Source organism: Usitatibacter palustris, assembly GCF_013003985.1.
Lineage (GTDB): Bacteria > Pseudomonadota > Gammaproteobacteria > Burkholderiales > Usitatibacteraceae > Usitatibacter > Usitatibacter palustris.
In genome coordinates this window covers 961,624-975,621 of record NZ_CP053073.1, presented here as the reverse complement: position 1 = coordinate 975,621, position 13,998 = coordinate 961,624, and the positions used below count along the sequence as shown (strand labels likewise).

14 protein-coding genes are annotated in these 13,998 nt (G+C 68.2%); 8 read left to right on the top strand and 6 right to left on the bottom strand.

Features of this window, described 5'->3' with window-relative positions:
- Positions 1-72 precede the first annotated feature (72 nt).
- Positions 73-273, top strand: coding sequence for a DUF3562 domain-containing protein (locus DSM104440_RS05105; protein WP_171160986.1), 201 nt, complete (start codon positions 73-75; stop codon positions 271-273).
- Between the two features lie 33 nt (positions 274-306).
- Here DSM104440_RS05105 and DSM104440_RS05100 read toward each other — a convergent pair whose 3' ends face one another.
- From DSM104440_RS05100 to DSM104440_RS05075, 6 genes are read right to left on the bottom strand one after another with little or no spacing between them, the layout of a single operon-like run.
- Positions 307-786: a Crp/Fnr family transcriptional regulator gene (locus DSM104440_RS05100; RefSeq protein ID WP_171160985.1), complete on the bottom strand. Its 480-nt coding sequence runs from the start codon at positions 784-786 to the stop codon at positions 307-309.
- The gene (locus tag DSM104440_RS05095) at positions 783-2,447 is read right to left on the bottom strand and encodes an NAD-dependent malic enzyme (RefSeq protein WP_171160984.1); all 1,665 of its coding nucleotides are present in this window, start codon (positions 2,445-2,447) and stop codon (positions 783-785) included. Before DSM104440_RS05095 ends, DSM104440_RS05100 begins: the two co-directional genes overlap by 4 nt.
- Before the next feature lie 25 nt (positions 2,448-2,472).
- Entirely contained in the window at positions 2,473-4,101 is a 1,629-nt protein-coding gene (locus DSM104440_RS05090) for an NAD(P)-binding protein (protein ID WP_171160983.1), read from the bottom strand.
- Entirely contained in the window at positions 4,102-5,094 is a 993-nt protein-coding gene (locus DSM104440_RS05085; RefSeq protein ID WP_171160982.1) for a thiamine pyrophosphate-dependent enzyme, read from the bottom strand.
- A 2-nt stretch (positions 5,095-5,096) separates the two neighbouring features.
- Complete coding sequence (gene porA / locus DSM104440_RS05080; RefSeq protein WP_171160981.1) at positions 5,097-6,350, bottom strand: pyruvate ferredoxin oxidoreductase; 1,254 nt, start codon at positions 6,348-6,350, stop codon at positions 5,097-5,099.
- Positions 6,343-6,921, bottom strand: coding sequence for a 2-oxoacid:acceptor oxidoreductase family protein (locus DSM104440_RS05075; protein WP_171160980.1), 579 nt, complete (start codon positions 6,919-6,921; stop codon positions 6,343-6,345). Before DSM104440_RS05075 ends, porA begins: the two co-directional genes overlap by 8 nt.
- Positions 6,922-7,017: 96 nt before the next feature.
- On the opposite strand from DSM104440_RS05075, the gene DSM104440_RS05070 reads away from it, so the two are divergent.
- From DSM104440_RS05070 to DSM104440_RS05040, 7 genes are read left to right on the top strand one after another with little or no spacing between them, the layout of a single operon-like run.
- The gene (locus DSM104440_RS05070; RefSeq protein ID WP_171160979.1) at positions 7,018-7,785 is read left to right on the top strand and encodes a fumarate reductase cytochrome b subunit; all 768 of its coding nucleotides are present in this window, start codon (positions 7,018-7,020) and stop codon (positions 7,783-7,785) included.
- Positions 7,782-9,788 carry a fumarate reductase flavoprotein subunit gene (locus DSM104440_RS05065; RefSeq protein WP_171160978.1) on the top strand — a complete coding sequence of 669 codons (2,007 nt, stop codon included), beginning with the start codon at positions 7,782-7,784 and terminating at the stop codon, positions 9,786-9,788. Before DSM104440_RS05070 ends, DSM104440_RS05065 begins: the two co-directional genes overlap by 4 nt.
- Positions 9,789-9,790: 2 nt before the next feature.
- A complete protein-coding gene (locus DSM104440_RS05060) occupies positions 9,791-10,531 on the top strand; it encodes a fumarate reductase iron-sulfur subunit (protein WP_212758208.1) in 741 nt (246 codons plus the stop codon).
- Positions 10,528-11,529, top strand: coding sequence for a TRAP transporter substrate-binding protein (locus DSM104440_RS05055; RefSeq protein ID WP_171160976.1), 1,002 nt, complete (start codon positions 10,528-10,530; stop codon positions 11,527-11,529). Before DSM104440_RS05060 ends, DSM104440_RS05055 begins: the two co-directional genes overlap by 4 nt.
- 28 nt (positions 11,530-11,557) lie before the next feature.
- The gene (locus DSM104440_RS05050; RefSeq protein ID WP_171165686.1) at positions 11,558-12,175 is read left to right on the top strand and encodes a TRAP transporter small permease; all 618 of its coding nucleotides are present in this window, start codon (positions 11,558-11,560) and stop codon (positions 12,173-12,175) included.
- Positions 12,172-13,461: a TRAP transporter large permease gene (locus tag DSM104440_RS05045; RefSeq protein ID WP_171160975.1), complete on the top strand. Its 1,290-nt coding sequence runs from the start codon at positions 12,172-12,174 to the stop codon at positions 13,459-13,461. The genes DSM104440_RS05050 and DSM104440_RS05045 overlap by 4 nt, the downstream gene beginning before the upstream one ends.
- A 49-nt stretch (positions 13,462-13,510) precedes the next feature.
- A complete protein-coding gene (locus DSM104440_RS05040; protein WP_171160974.1) occupies positions 13,511-13,996 on the top strand; it encodes a Crp/Fnr family transcriptional regulator in 486 nt (161 codons plus the stop codon).
- The last annotated feature ends 2 nt before the right edge of the window (positions 13,997-13,998 follow it).

Genomic DNA, 13,998 nt, shown 5'->3' with positions numbered 1-13,998 from the left:
GGCCTTCCTAAAGGTTGACGCCAGTCAATCGGCGGCGGCAGCAGCGCGGGACAATGATCCCAGGAGATCCCCATGCGGACCCACGCCCAGTTGATCGAATCGCAAACGCAGCGCCTGATCGCCGAGATCGCCGCACGCTCGCACCACCCGCTCGAAGAGGTTCGGGAAATCTACGAGGCGGAATTCACGCGCCTCGACGGGCAGGCCCGCGTCAAGTCCTTCCTGCCGATCTTCGCCGCGCGCAGCGCCCGGAAGATCCTCGCCGCGCACTGAGACGGCAGCCGCGGCTTCCGCCCGCGAGTGCGCTCAGGTCCCCGCGCGCTTCGCCACCGGCGAATACAAATCGTGGATCTGCAGCCGCGTCGCCTGCAGGCGTCCGGCCACCACGCCCAGCAATCGCAGCATGAATTCGAATCCGAACGCGGGATCGCGGCGGCACTCGGCGAGCAGCTGCGGCGCATCGAAGGCGAGCGCCTCCACGGGCTCCAGCGCGCGCGCCTGGAACTGCTTGCCCGCGGCCATGAGCAGCGCCGACCAGCCGAGCTCGTCTCCTGCCGACAGGGTCTGCACGCGCAGCGTGTGGCCCGGCTCCTCGACCTCGAGCGCGATGAGGCCCGAGACGATCAGGTAGAAGTCCGGGCACTCGTCGCCTTCGTGGAAGACGACCTGGTCGCGCTCGAAGCGCACTTCGCGTGCGAGCTGCGCGAGGCGCGTGACGTGCGCCCCTTCGAACGCCGCGACGAACGGGTGCTTGCGGAGAACCGCCTGCAGGGCCTGGTCGATCATTGGGCCGTCCGCGCCGAGGCGTAGCGCGGCTCGTACATCTGCGAGCGCACCCACGCGAGGATGTCCCCGGGCTGGGGCACCTGCGCGAGCTTCTCGCGGAAGGCGATCTCCGCAACCGCCGTGGCGATGCACGCCGACACTTCGCGAATGCTCGCGAGCGGCGGGTAGAGGCTGCCCTGCGCGAGATCTTCCGGCGTGACGAGTCCGGCGAGCGTGCGCGCGGCCGCCATGAACATGGGCTCGGTCACGCGCGTGCTGCCCGTGAGGATTGCGCCCAATCCCATGCCGGGGAAGATGTAGGAGTTGTTGCCCTGGCGCGGCACGAAGCGCTGGCCATTGATTTCCACCGCCGGGAAAGGCGAGCCGCAGGCGAAGAGCGCGCGGCCGCCCGACCAGCGGTAGGCCTGCTCCGCGGTGCACTCCGACTTCGAGGTCGGGTTCGAGAGCGCGAAGACGATGGGCCGATCGTTGAACGCGGCCATCGTCTCGACGATCTCCTTCGTGAAAGCGCCACCGACCGCCGCCACCCCGATGATCGCCGTGGGCTTGAGTTCCTTCACGGCGTCGAGCAGCGTCGCAACACCCGCGTGCTCGTGCGCGTACGGCAGCTTGTGGTGAGCGAGATCCGTGCGCGACTTCACCACCAGGCCCCGCGAATCGAAGAGCCAGCACGTCTTGCGCGCCGTGGCTTCGTCCACGCCTTCGGCCACCATCGTCGCGACCACGAGGTCGGCGATGCCTGCCGCGGCTTCACCCGCGCCCTGGAAGAGGATGCGCTGGCCAGCGAGCTTGCCACCGGACACGCGCAGCGCCGAGAGCAGGCCCGAGACCGCCACCGCGGCCGTGCCCTGGATGTCGTCGTTGAACGTGGGAATCCGGTCGCGGTATTTCTGCAGCAGCCGGAAGGCGTTGTGGTTGGCGAAGTCCTCGAACTGGATCACCACGCCCGGGAAGGTCTCGCGCGCGGCGGTGACGAACTCCTCGACCAGCGCGTCGTACTCGGCTTCCTTGAGGCGAGGGTCGTGCAAGCCGATGTAGAGCGGGTCACCGAGCAGCTGCGGGTTGTTGGTGCCCGCGTCGAGAAGGACCGGCAACGTCTGCTCGGGCGGCACGCCCGCGCAGGCGGTGTAGAGCGAGAGCTTGCCCACGGGGATGCCCATGCCGTTCGCACCCAGGTCGCCGAGGCCCAGGATGCGCTCGCCGTCGCTCACGACGATGATCTTCACGTCGCGCCGCGGCCAGTTGGCGAGCACGCGTGCGATGCGCCCCTTGTCCTTCGCGCTCACGAAGATGCCGCGCGGGCGCTGGAAGATGTGGCCGAACTGCTGGCAGGCGAGTCCCACGGTGGGCGTGTAGACGATCGGCGTCATCTCGTCCGGGTGGTCCATGAGGATGCGGAAGAACAGCGCCTCGTTGCGGTCGTGCAGCGCGGCGAGGTCGATGTACTTCTCGAGGTCGGTGGGCTTGCGCCGGAAATTCTCCAGCACGCGCGCGACCTGCTCCTCCTGGGTGCACACGTGCGGCGGGAGCAACCCCCGGAGGTCGAGCGCGTCGCGCTCCTCCTCGGTGAAGGCGGTGCCCTTGTTGAGCCCCGGGTCGCGAAGGACGTTCACGCCGCGCGCGTCGTCGCGGGAAGGGACTGCCTTGGCTGTCTGCAGCATGGTTTCTCCTTGGGCGGTGCGGGCCTCAGGTGGGCTCGGGCACCATCTTGATCGCCCCGCAGGGACACTCGGACACACAGATCCCGCAGCCCTTGCAGTAGTCGAGGTTGAATTCGAAGCGCTTCCCCGGGCCGAGCTTGATCACGGCGTTGTCCGGGCAGACGCCATAGCAGTTGTCGCATTCGAAGCAGTTGCCGCACGACAGGCAGCGGCGCGCTTCGAACAGGGCATTGGTTTCATCGAGGCCGTGCACGACTTCGTCGAACGTATCGGTGCGCCGCGCGAGCTCGATCTGCGGACGCACGGTCTTGGGCGCGTCGGCGTAGTACCAGGTGTTCATCTTGTCGATGCCCGCGAGCTCGTGCTTGGGCCGCGGCGAATAGGTCGTGCCGTTCAACCACGCGTCGATGTGGCGAGCGGCCTTCTTGCCGTGGCCCACCGCCACCGTCACCGTGCGCTCCGAAGGCACCATGTCGCCGCCGGCGAAGATGCCGGGGGCACCCGTCATCATGTTGGCGCGCACCTGCACCACGCCGTCCTTCACCTCGAGGCCGGGCACGCCCTCGAGGAGCGCGAGGTCCACGTCCTGGCCGAGTGCGAGAACCAGCGAATCGGCCTGCAGCTCCTCGGTCTCGCCCGTGGGCTGCGGAAAGCCCTTCGCGTCGAGCACCATCTTTTCCACGATGAGCGAGCCGCCGTCGGTGACCTTGCGGATCGTGGTGAGCCACTTGACCAGCACGCCTTCCTCGAGCGCTTCCTGCAGCTCGGATTCGTGCGCGGGCATCTTCTCGCGCGTGCGCCGGTAGACGATGATCGCCTCGGTCGCACCCATGCGCTTGGCCGTGCGGGCGACGTCGAGCGCGGTGTTCCCGCCCCCGTACACCACCACGCGACGGCCCAGCAGGGGTTTCTCCTCCCCCTCCATGTCGCGCAATACCGAAACCGCGTCGAGGATGCGTGCCGCCTCGCCCGCCGGAATGAAGGCCCGCTTGCCGATGTGCGCGCCCACCGCGAGGAAGGCCGCGTCGAATCCGCCCGCGGCCATCGTGTCGGCGATGTTGGCGACTTTCGCATTCACTTCCAGCTTCACGCCCATGGCGACGATGCGCGCGACTTCGGCGTCGAGCACGTCGCGCGGCAGGCGGTACTTGGGAATTCCGAAGCGCATCATGCCGCCGGCGAGTGGACCCGCTTCCTTGATGGTCACCGCGTGGCCCAGGCGGCGCAGGTGGTACGCGGCCGAGAGACCCGAGGGCCCCGCACCCACGACCAGCACGCGCTTGCCCGATTCGGCGCTCGGCGGTACGAACGCCCAGCCGCGCTTGATCGCCTCGTCGCCGAGGAAACGCTCGACCGAATTGATGCCCACCGCTTCGTCGAGCTGGCCGCGATTGCACGAGGTCTCGCACGGGTGGTAGCAGACGCGGCCCATGATCGCGGGCAGCGGATTGTCCTCGACGAGCACGCGCCAGGCCTGCTCGTAGTCACCGCTCTCGGCGTGGAAGAGCCAGCCCTGGATGTTCTCGCCGGCCGGGCACGCGTGGTTGCACGGCGGCAAGCGGTCCACGTAGAGCGGGCGCAGCGTGCGCCACGCGCCGGTCTTGTTGGCGAGGCTCGAGCCCGGGTCGAGCGTGATCGCGAAGGGCTTGTCCATTTATTCGATCAGCCCGAAGTCGGCGATGTTCTGGTCGGCCATGCGCTGGATCTGCGCGATGCGCACGGTGTCGGGCGCCTTGCCGAAGAGGTGGGCGAAGCGTTTCTGCAGCTTCAGGTAGTCGGTCACGGGAACCGGGCGGCGGATCGTCGTGCGCGAGGTCACCTTGCCGTGGCGCGCCTCGAACAGCGGGTAGAGGCCGCTCTCGACCGCCAGGCGCGCGAGGCGGATCGTGTCCTCGGAGGCCGAGCCCCAGCCCAGCGGGCAGGGCACGAAGATGTGGAGGTAGCGCGCGCCGCGGATCTGCATCGCGCGGGTGACCTTCGCCTCGAGATCGCGCAGGTTCGCGACACTCGCGGTCGCGACATACGGAATGCGGTGCGCCATCGCGATGAGCGGCACGTTCTTGCCGGTGCCGAAGACGTTGCCCGGTTCGGGCCCGAGCGCGGGGGTCGTCGCCGTTCGTGCCGCCGGCGGCGTCGCGCTCGAGCGCTGCACGCCGGTGTTCATGTAGGCCTCGTTGTCGTAGCAGATGTAGAGCACGTCGTCGTTGCGCTCGAACATCCCCGAGAGGCAGCCGAAGCCGATGTCGGTGGTGCCGCCGTCGCCGCCTTGCGCGATCACGCGCACGTCGTCGCGGCCGAGCGCGCGCTGCGCGGCGGCCACGCCCGAAGCGACCGCGGCCGCGTTGCCGAAGAGCGAGTGGATCCACGGCACCTGCCACGACGTCTCCGGGTACGGCGTCGAGAAGACCTCGAGGCAGCCGGTCGCGTTCACGCAGATGACCTTGTTGCCCGTTGCGCGCATCGCCGCGTCGATCGCGTAGCGCGCGCCCAGCGCCTCGCCGCAGCCCTGGCAGGCGCGGTGCCCGGAATTGAGCGAGTTGGTGCGCTCCATGCCCGACTGCACCGAGCGCTGGTCCTCGGAGAGCAGCCGGTTGCCGACGGTGAACGTGCCCGTCTGGTAGTACTTGATGGTTTGGGGTTGGTCCATGGTCAGCCGATGCGCGAGGCGACCGTGCCCATGCGCCGCAGGATCGCTTCCGCGGTGGGCCCGGTGCGCCGCTCCTGGCGCTCGCGCTCGAGCTCGTGGTTCACGATGTCGGTGTTGAGGTCGAGGAAGGTGACAGGCTCCAGCGTTTCGCGCTCCGCGTCCTCGAAGAGCCGCGTGAGGGACGCGCGCGTGATGGCGCGGCCGCCCAATCCCGCGATCACGGTGTAGCCCTTGAGCTGGATGCCCGAAAGGGATTTGCGCACGCCGTCGGAGACGATGCCGCCCAGTCCCACGGCGAGGCATTTCTCCAGCACGACGACGCGCTTCGCGTGGCCCAGCGCCGCGCGCAGCGTTTCGAGCGGGAAGGGACGGAACGAACAGATCGACACCGACCCGATGCGCGTGCCCCGCGCACGCATCTCGTCGACGACTTCCTGCACCGTGCCGTTCACGGAGCCCAGCGATACGACGATCGTCTCGGCGTCCTCGGTTCGATAGGTCCGGAGGAGCCCGCCGGAGTCGCGCCCGAACGCGCGCTTGAACTCCGCGGCGAGCGCGGGAATGAGGTCGAGCGCGCGCAGCTGCTTGTGATGCGCGAGGTAACGCACTTCGGTGAACGCTTCGGGGCCGACGAGCGCGCCCATGCTCACGGGCTCGGCGGGATCGAGGATCTGGCGCGGCGCGTAGGGCGGAAGGAACGCATCGACTTCCTCTTGCGACGGCACGTCCACGCGCTCGTAGGCGTGCGTGAGGATGAAGCCGTCCATGCACACCATCACCGGGCAGGCGAGCTCCTCGGCGAGGCGGAACGCCTGGATGTGGAGATCGAGCGCCTCCTGGTTGGTCTCGGCGTAGAGCTGGATCCAGCCCGCGTCGCGCACCGACATGCTGTCGGAGTGGTCGTTCCAGATGTTGATGGGCGCGCCGATGGCGCGGTTGCCCACCGTCATCACGATCGGCAGGCCCAGGCCGGAAGCGTTGTAGACGGCCTCGGCCATGAAGAGCAGGCCCTGGCTGCTGGTGGCGGTGTAGGAGCGCACGCCGCCGGCCGAGGCGCCGATCGCCACCGACATCGCGGCGAACTCGCTCTCGACGTTGATGAACTCGCAACCCGTGAGCTCGCCCGACTTCACCATTTCGCCCAGGCCCTCGACGATGTGCGTCTGGGGCGTGATCGGATACGCGCACACCACCTGCGGGCGGCAAAGCGCGATCGCCTCGGCGACGGCGTGCGAGCCTTCGGTCTGTTTAAGCAAGGGCGGGCTCCGGGGTGCGGGTGGCCATCTCGAAGGCTTCCATCGCGGCCGCCATGTTCTTTTCCGCGATCGCCGGCGGAAACTTCTCGCGGATGGCGGCCACGACCGAACCGAGTTGAATGACGCCCGTGAGCGCCGCGAAGCCGCCGAGCAGCGCCGCGTTGGGCACGGGCCGGCCCACGTGCTTCATCGCGATCTCGGTCGCCGGGAGCGTGAACAGCCGGAAGGGGTGCTCGCGCTCGGCGAGGCTCGCGAGCCCCAGCGCGCTGGGAGGCCGCTTCGAGTTGAGCAGGATGAAGCCGCCGGGCACGAGGCCGGCGAAAAGGTCGACCTGGTGGAGGAGCGTGCTGTCCTGGATGATCAGGGCGTCGGGCTGCAGCACCGGCTCGCGCAGGCGGATCACGCGGTCGTCGATGCGGCAGAAGGCCATCACGGGCGCCCCGGTTCGCTCCGAGCCGAAGCTCGGGAATGCCTGGGCGTGGCGGCCTTCGAGGAAGGCGGCGACCGAGAGCATTTCCGCGCCGGACACGACCCCCTGTCCGCCGCGCCCGTGGATCCTGACCTGGAACAAGGGCGAACCTCCTTGAGCCCCATCGTCATCCGCTTTCCGCGTGCGGGCTTGATCAGGGTCAACACTCGGCGCTTCCGGGCGCGTAGGTTGGCCCGCATGGAGCGCAGCAGCGCAGTGATCGCCGGGGTCGGGCTTGCGCAACAAACGCGCAAGAGCCGCTGGCCCGCCCGCCTCGACGTCGTCCAGGGCGCGAGCGGCCTCGTGCTCGCCCTCTTCATGTGGGGCCACATGTTCTTCGTGTCCACGATCCTCATCGGCCCCGATGCGATGTGGGCGGTGACCAAGTTCTTCGAGGGCTACTTCGTCTTCGGTCGCTCCTACCCGGGCATCGTCTCGGTCGTGGTCGCGGGCGTGATCGGGCTGATCGTCGTGCACGCCGCACTCGCCCTGCGCAAGTTCCCGGCCAACTACCAGCAATTCGCCACCTACCGCGCGCACATGCGCCTCATGGCGCATTCGGACACGACGCTCTGGTTCTGGCAGGCGCTCACCGGGTTCGCGATGTTCTTCCTCGCCCCGGCCCACCTTTATGTGATGCTCTCGCGCCCCGACCGTATCGGCCCGTTCGAATCGGCCGACCGCGTCTGGAGCGACCACTTCTGGCCGCTCTACATCCTTCTCCTGCTCGCGGTCGAATTGCACGGCGGCATCGGCCTGTATCGCCTCGCGGTGAAATGGGGCTGGCTCTCGGGCCCCGACCCCGACCGCACGCGCGTTCGCCTGAAGCGCCTCAAGTGGGCGCTCACGGCGTTCTTCCTCGTCCTCGGCCTCGCGACGCTCGCCGCCTACATGAAGCTCGGCGCCGAGCACCAGGCGCGCTACGGCGAGCGCTACGTTCCGACGCACATGCGCGAAGCGAAATGAAGATCATCCACACCGACGTGCTGGTGATCGGCGCGGGCCTCGCGGGCCTGCGGCTCGCGATCGGCGCGCGGCGCCGCGGCTTCGAGGCGATCATCCTGTCGCTCGTGCCGGCCAAGCGCTCGCACTCCAAGGCCGCGCAAGGCGGCATGCAGGCTTCGCTGGGAAACGCCGCCAAGGGCCAGGGCGACAACGAGGACATTCACTTCGAGGACACGGTGCGCGGCTCCGACTGGGGCGCGGACCAGGACGTGGTGCGCATGTTCGTGAACACCGCCCCGAAAGCGGTGCGCGAGCTCGCGGCCTGGGGCGTTCCGTGGACCCGCATCCGCAAGGGCGATCGCGAAGTCGTCATCAACGGCCAGAAGGTCACCATCACCGAGCGCGACGAGGCCGAGGGCCTGCTCGCGCAACGCGATTTCGGCGGAACCAAGAAGTGGCGCACCTGCCACGTCGGCGACGCCACCGGGCACGCGATGCTCACGGCGGTGGCCGACCGCGCGATCGCCGAATCCATTCCCGTGCACGAGCGCACCGAGGCGCTCGCCCTCATCCACGAGAACGGCCGCTGCCACGGCGCGGTGGTCCGGGACCTCGTGACCGGGGAGTTGAGCGCCTATCTCTCACGCGCCACCGCGATCGCCACGGGCGGTGCGGGACGCCTGTACCGCAGCACCACCAATGCCGTGATCTCCGAAGGCATCGGCAGCGCGCTCGCACTCGAGACCGGCTGCTGTGCGCTGGGCAACATGGAAGCCGTGCAGTTCCACCCGACGGCGATCTTCCCCGCGGGCATCCTCGTGACCGAGGGCTGCCGCGGCGACGGCGGGCTCCTCAAAGACGCCGACGGCCACCGCTTCATGCCCGACTACGAGCCCGAGAAGAAGGAGCTCGCCTCGCGCGACGTGGTCTCGCGGCGCATGGAGGAACACATCCGCAAGGGCAAGGGCGTGCATTCCCGCTTCGGCGAGCACCTCTGGCTCGACATCACGCTGCTGGGCGAAAAGCACATCCGCCACAACCTGCGCGAGGTGTGGGAGATCTGCCACTACTTCCTCGGCGTGGACCCGGTGAAGGATCCGATCCCCGTGCGTCCCGCACAGCACTACACGATGGGCGGCGTGCGCACGCGCTCCACGGGCGAGTGCCCGACGATGCGCGGCCTCTTCGCCGCGGGCGAGGCGGCGTGCTGGGACATGCACGGCTTCAACCGCCTGGGCGGCAACTCGGTCGCGGAGACCGTGGTCGCCGGCATGATCGTGGGCGAGACCGTGGCCGACTTCTGTGCCGGCGCCGGCGGCGACGCGAGCCTCTCCCCGGCCCTCGTGCGCGAGTTCGTCGCGCGCGAACAGGCGAAGCTCGACGCGCTGACTACGCGCGCGAGCGGCGAGGACGCGAGTGCCATCCGCCGCGAGATGCAGGAACTCATGAGTGCCAAGGTCGGCATCTTCCGCGTGGGAGCCGAGCTCGACGAAGCCGTGGAAAAACTCCAGGCCCTCCTCGTGCGCAGCCGTTCGATCGCGTTGCGCGCGAGCTCGCCCGGCGCGAACCCCGAGCTCGTCACCGCCTATCGCGTGCAGAAGATGCTGAAGCTCGCCCTCACCGTCGCCCATGGCGCGCAGGTGCGCACCGAGAGCCGCGGCGCGCACTTCCGCCAGGACCATCCGCGCCGCGACGATGCCCAATGGCTCAAGCGCACGCTCGCCACGTGGCCCGACGAATCGGCCACGCTACCGACACTCGCCTACGAGGCGCTCGACGTGAAGCGCATGGAGCTGCCGCCCGGTTGGCGCGGCTACGGCGCGAAGGATTACATCGATCACCCCGACACCGCCGCGCGCCAGGCCGAGGTCGATGCCGTGAAGTCGCGCCTCGCGGGCGAAGGCCGCCTCGCGGTGCAGCAGGCCCTCCTGCCCTACGAGCACCTGCTGCCCGAGTGGCTGCGCGGCCCCAACGAACGCCTCGACGAGCGCTTCGCGGCACCGGCCGCGCGGGCCGCGGAATGACCATGGCCAACCGCCAGCTCAAGTTCCACATCCTGCGCTACAACCCGCGCGACATCGCCTCCGTCCCGCGGATGCAGACCTACGAGATCGAGGAAGCCGACGGGATGACGCTGTTCATCGCGTTGAACGAGATCCGCGAGCGCCAGGACCCGTCGCTGCAGTTCGACTTCGTGTGCCGCGCGGGCATCTGCGGCAGCTGCGCGATGATGATCAACGGGCGGCCCACGCTCGCCTGCCGCACGGTGACGAAGAACCTCGGGCTCGAGACCACGCTCGCCCCGCTCCCGGTGTTCGAGCTGATTGGCGACCTGTCGGTGAACACCGGCAAGTGGATGCGCCAGATGAGCGAGCGCCTCGAGACCTGGGTGCACGAGAAAGCCGGCGCCGTGGACATCTCGCGCATCGAAGCGCCGATGGACGCCGGGCTCGCCGAGCAGATCTACGAGCTCGACCGCTGCATCGAATGCGGCTGCTGCGTGGCCGGCTGCGGTACTGCCCGGATGCGCGCCGATTTCGTCGGCGCCGTGGGCCTGAACAAGATCGCGCGATTCCGGCTCGACCCGCGGGATACGCGCACGGACGCGGACTACTACGAACTGATCGGCGACGACAACGGCGTCTTCGGCTGCATGTCGCTGCTCGCCTGCCACGACGTGTGTCCCAAGAACCTTCCCCTCTCGACACAGATCGCCTACATGCGCCGCCACATGGCGGCCACGGGCTGGAAACAGGAGAAACCATGAGAAAGATGCTTCCGATTGCATTGCTCGCGCTGGCCGCGGCCTTCCCGGCCTTCGCCCAGCAACCCATCGTCATCAAGTTCAGCCACGTGGTGGCCATCGACACGCCCAAGGGCCACGCGGCGGAGTTCTTCGCCAAGCGTGTCGCGGAGCTCACGGGCGGCAAGGTGAAAGTCGAGGTCTACGCCAACTCGACGCTCTACAAGGACAAGGAGGAGCTCGAGGCGCTGCAGCTCGGGGCGGTGCAGATGCTCGCTCCTTCGCTCGCGAAGTTCGGGCCGCTGGGCGTCAAGGAATTCGAGGTCTTCGACCTGCCGTTCATCTTCGACAACTACGACGAGCTCCACAAGGTCACCGCGGGGCCGCTGGGTGCGAAGCTCCTCGCGAAGCTCGAGCCCAAGGGCATCAAGGGACTTGCGTTCTGGGACAACGGCTTCAAGTCCTTCTCGGCCAACAAGCCGCTGCGCAACCCCGAGGACTTCAAGGGACTCAAGATGCGCATCCAGTCGTCCAAGGTGCTCGAGGCACAGATGCGCGCCCTGGGCTCCCTGCCGCAGGTGATGGCGTTCTCCGAGGTCTACCAGGCGCTGCAGACCGGCGTGGTCGACGGCACCGAGAACCCGCCTTCGAACCTCTACACGCAGAAGATGCACGAGGTGCAGAAGAACCTCTCGGTCACCGAGCACGGCTACCTCGGCTACGCGGTCATCACCAACAAGAAGTTCTGGGACGGATTGCCCGCCGACGTGCGCGGCCAGCTCGAGAAGGCGATGGTCGAGGCGACCGCGTATGCCAACCGGATCGCGAAGGACGAGAACGACAAGGCGCTGGAAGCCGTGGCGAAATCGGGCCGCACGCAGATCTACAAGCCCACGCCGGCCGAGCGCCTGGCGATCAAGAAGGCGACCGTGAAGGTGCACAAGGAGATGGAGTCGCGCATCGGCAAGGAAACCATCGACGCGGTCTACAAGGAAACCGGCTTCGACCCCACGAAGCTCTGACGTGGACGCGGTGCGGCGCTCGCTGCCGATGCGTCTCCTCGACCGCCTCGAGGAGACGCTGATCACGCTGCTCATGGGTGGGGCCACCGTGATCATCTTCTTCGCGGTGGTCCACCGTTACCTGAGCGGCATGCCGATTCCGGGCGTGCAGGACTGGCTCATCGCGCTCCACTTCGGCTGGGCGCAGGAAGTGTGCATCTACATGTTCGTGTGGATGGCCAAGTTCGGCGCGGCCTACGGCGTGCGCACCGGCATCCACGTGGGCGTCGACGTGCTGATCAACGCCCTCAACCCGCGCAATCGCGCGCGGTTCGTGATCTTCGGGCTGCTCGCGGGAGCCACCTTCACGGCGATCGTCGGCACGCTGGGCGCGACGTTCGTCTGGGAGAACGGCGCCCACTACGCGATCTTCCGGTTCCTGGGCCTCCCCACGGGCGACGTGCCCCCGGGGCCGACGACACCCGACCTCGAAGTGTCCACGTGGATCGTCTACTCGGCGGTCCCGCTGGGCTCCTACCTCATGTGCTTCCGCTTCCTGGAGGCCACCGTCGGGTTCGTGCGCACCGGCGAGCTCCCGCACCACGACCACGGGCACGTCGAGGGCATCGACGAGACCGACCCACCGGTCCCGGGAGAAAAGGCATGAGCGCCGTCATCATCTTCACGCTGCTCCTGTTGCTCATGCTCACCGGCATGCCCATCTCGATCTCGCTGGGCCTCACGGTGCTCACGTTCCTCTACACGATGACCACCGTGCCCATCGAGTCGGTCGCACTCAAGCTGTTCACCGGCATCGAGAAGTTCGAGATCATGGCGATCCCGTTCTTCATCCTCGCGGGCAACTTCCTCACCCACGGCGGTGTCGCGCGCCGCATGATCCGCTTCGCCACTTCAATGGTGGGCCACCTGCACGGCGGCCTGGGGCTGGGCGGCGTGCTCGCGTGCGCGCTCTTCGCCGCGGTCTCCGGTTCGAGTCCCGCCACCGTCGTCGCGATCGGCTCGATCCTGCTGCCGGCGATGGTGAAGGCGGGCTTTCCCAAGCGCTTCGGCGCGGGCGTGATCACGACTTCCGGCGCGCTGGGGATCCTCATCCCGCCGTCCATCGTGATGGTGATGTATTCGGTCTCTACCAACACGTCGGTGGGCGCGCTCTTCATCGCCGGCGTCATCCCCGGGATCGTGCTCGCACTCCTGCTGGGCTTCACCACCTGGTACCGCGCGCGCAAGTTCGACTACCCGCGCCAGCCCAAGGCAAGCTGGAAGGAGCGCCTGGTGGCGCTGCGCGAATCGATCTGGGGGCTGCTGCTGATCTTCATCGTGATGGGCGGCATCTACACGGGCCTCTTCACGCCGACGGAGGCCGCGGCCATGAGCGCCGTGTGGGCGTTCATCGCGGCGGTCTTCATCTACAAGGATCTCAGCCTGCGCGACGTGCCGCGGGTGCTGCTCGCCTCGGCCAACATGAGCGCGATGCTGCTCTACATCATCACCAACGCGGTGCTCTTCTCGTTCCTCATGACCCACGAGAACATCCCGCAGGCGATGGCCGACGCGATGATCGGCACCGGCGTGGGCGTGATCGGCTTCCTGCTGATCGCCAACGTCCTGCTGCTCGCCGCGGGCAACTTCATGGAGCCCTCGTCGATCGTGCTGATCCTCGCCCCCATCCTGTTCCCGATCGCGATCAAGCTGGGCATCGACCCGGTGCACTTCGGCATCATCATGGTGGTCAACATGGAGGTCGGGATGTGCCACCCGCCGGTGGGCCTCAACCTCTACGTCGCCTCGGGCATCGCGAAGATGGGGATCACCGAGCTCACCATCGCCACCTGGCCCTGGCTCGTCACGATGCTGGTGTTCCTCGCGCTCGTGACGTACTGGCCCACCCTGTCGCTGGTCCTCCCCCGGGCGCTGGGCATGGTCGGCGGGTAGGTCTGACGCAGATCAAAGTCCGCGCGCGGTTCCGTGGTCCACTGGTCGCATGACCCAACCCGCACTCGTCCACGCGCTCCGCGGCTCGAAGCTCGCCACCGAGCTCTCCGAGGAGCAGCTGCACCTCCTCGCGGGCCAGGTCGCCTTTCGCGACCTGGCCGCGGGCGAAGTCCTGGTGGCCGAAGGCAAGTCCGACAACCATCTCTACGTGATCGTGCAAGGCGCGCTGGGCGTGATTCGCAACGCCGGCAGCCCCGAGCCGGTGACGCTCCTCACGCTCACCGCGGGCGACCTCGTGGGCGAGCTGAGCTTCCTCGACGCGACCCCCCACTACGCGGCCCTCGTCGCGCTCGGTCCGACGCGCGTCTTCGGCCTGGAGCGCGAGAAGCTCGAGGCCCTGCTCGAAGCGCATCCCCAGGTGGTCTATCGCGTGATGCGCGCCATCGTGCGCACCGTGCACCAGATCCAGCGGCGCCTGTCGATGCAATCGGTCGAGCTCACCAACTACATCACCAAGCAGCACGGGAAGTACTAGGC

Excerpts from the sequence above, each read along its gene's own strand:
- DSM104440_RS05105 (WP_171160986.1), top strand. The coding sequence starts at position 73 with ATGCGGACCCACGCCCAGTTGATCGAATCGCAAACGCAGCGCCTGATC.
- DSM104440_RS05100 (WP_171160985.1), bottom strand. The coding sequence starts at position 786 with ATGATCGACCAGGCCCTGCAGGCGGTTCTCCGCAAGCACCCGTTCGTC.
- DSM104440_RS05095 (WP_171160984.1), bottom strand. The coding sequence starts at position 2,447 with ATGCTGCAGACAGCCAAGGCAGTCCCTTCCCGCGACGACGCGCGCGGC.
- DSM104440_RS05090 (WP_171160983.1), bottom strand. The coding sequence starts at position 4,101 with ATGGACAAGCCCTTCGCGATCACGCTCGACCCGGGCTCGAGCCTCGCC.
- DSM104440_RS05085 (WP_171160982.1), bottom strand. The coding sequence starts at position 5,094 with ATGGACCAACCCCAAACCATCAAGTACTACCAGACGGGCACGTTCACC.
- DSM104440_RS05070 (WP_171160979.1), top strand. The coding sequence starts at position 7,018 with ATGGAGCGCAGCAGCGCAGTGATCGCCGGGGTCGGGCTTGCGCAACAA.
- DSM104440_RS05065 (WP_171160978.1), top strand. The coding sequence starts at position 7,782 with ATGAAGATCATCCACACCGACGTGCTGGTGATCGGCGCGGGCCTCGCG.
- DSM104440_RS05060 (WP_212758208.1), top strand. The coding sequence starts at position 9,791 with ATGGCCAACCGCCAGCTCAAGTTCCACATCCTGCGCTACAACCCGCGC.
- DSM104440_RS05055 (WP_171160976.1), top strand. The coding sequence starts at position 10,528 with ATGAGAAAGATGCTTCCGATTGCATTGCTCGCGCTGGCCGCGGCCTTC.
- DSM104440_RS05050 (WP_171165686.1), top strand. The coding sequence starts at position 11,558 with ATGCGTCTCCTCGACCGCCTCGAGGAGACGCTGATCACGCTGCTCATG.
- DSM104440_RS05045 (WP_171160975.1), top strand. The coding sequence starts at position 12,172 with ATGAGCGCCGTCATCATCTTCACGCTGCTCCTGTTGCTCATGCTCACC.
- DSM104440_RS05040 (WP_171160974.1), top strand. The coding sequence starts at position 13,511 with ATGACCCAACCCGCACTCGTCCACGCGCTCCGCGGCTCGAAGCTCGCC.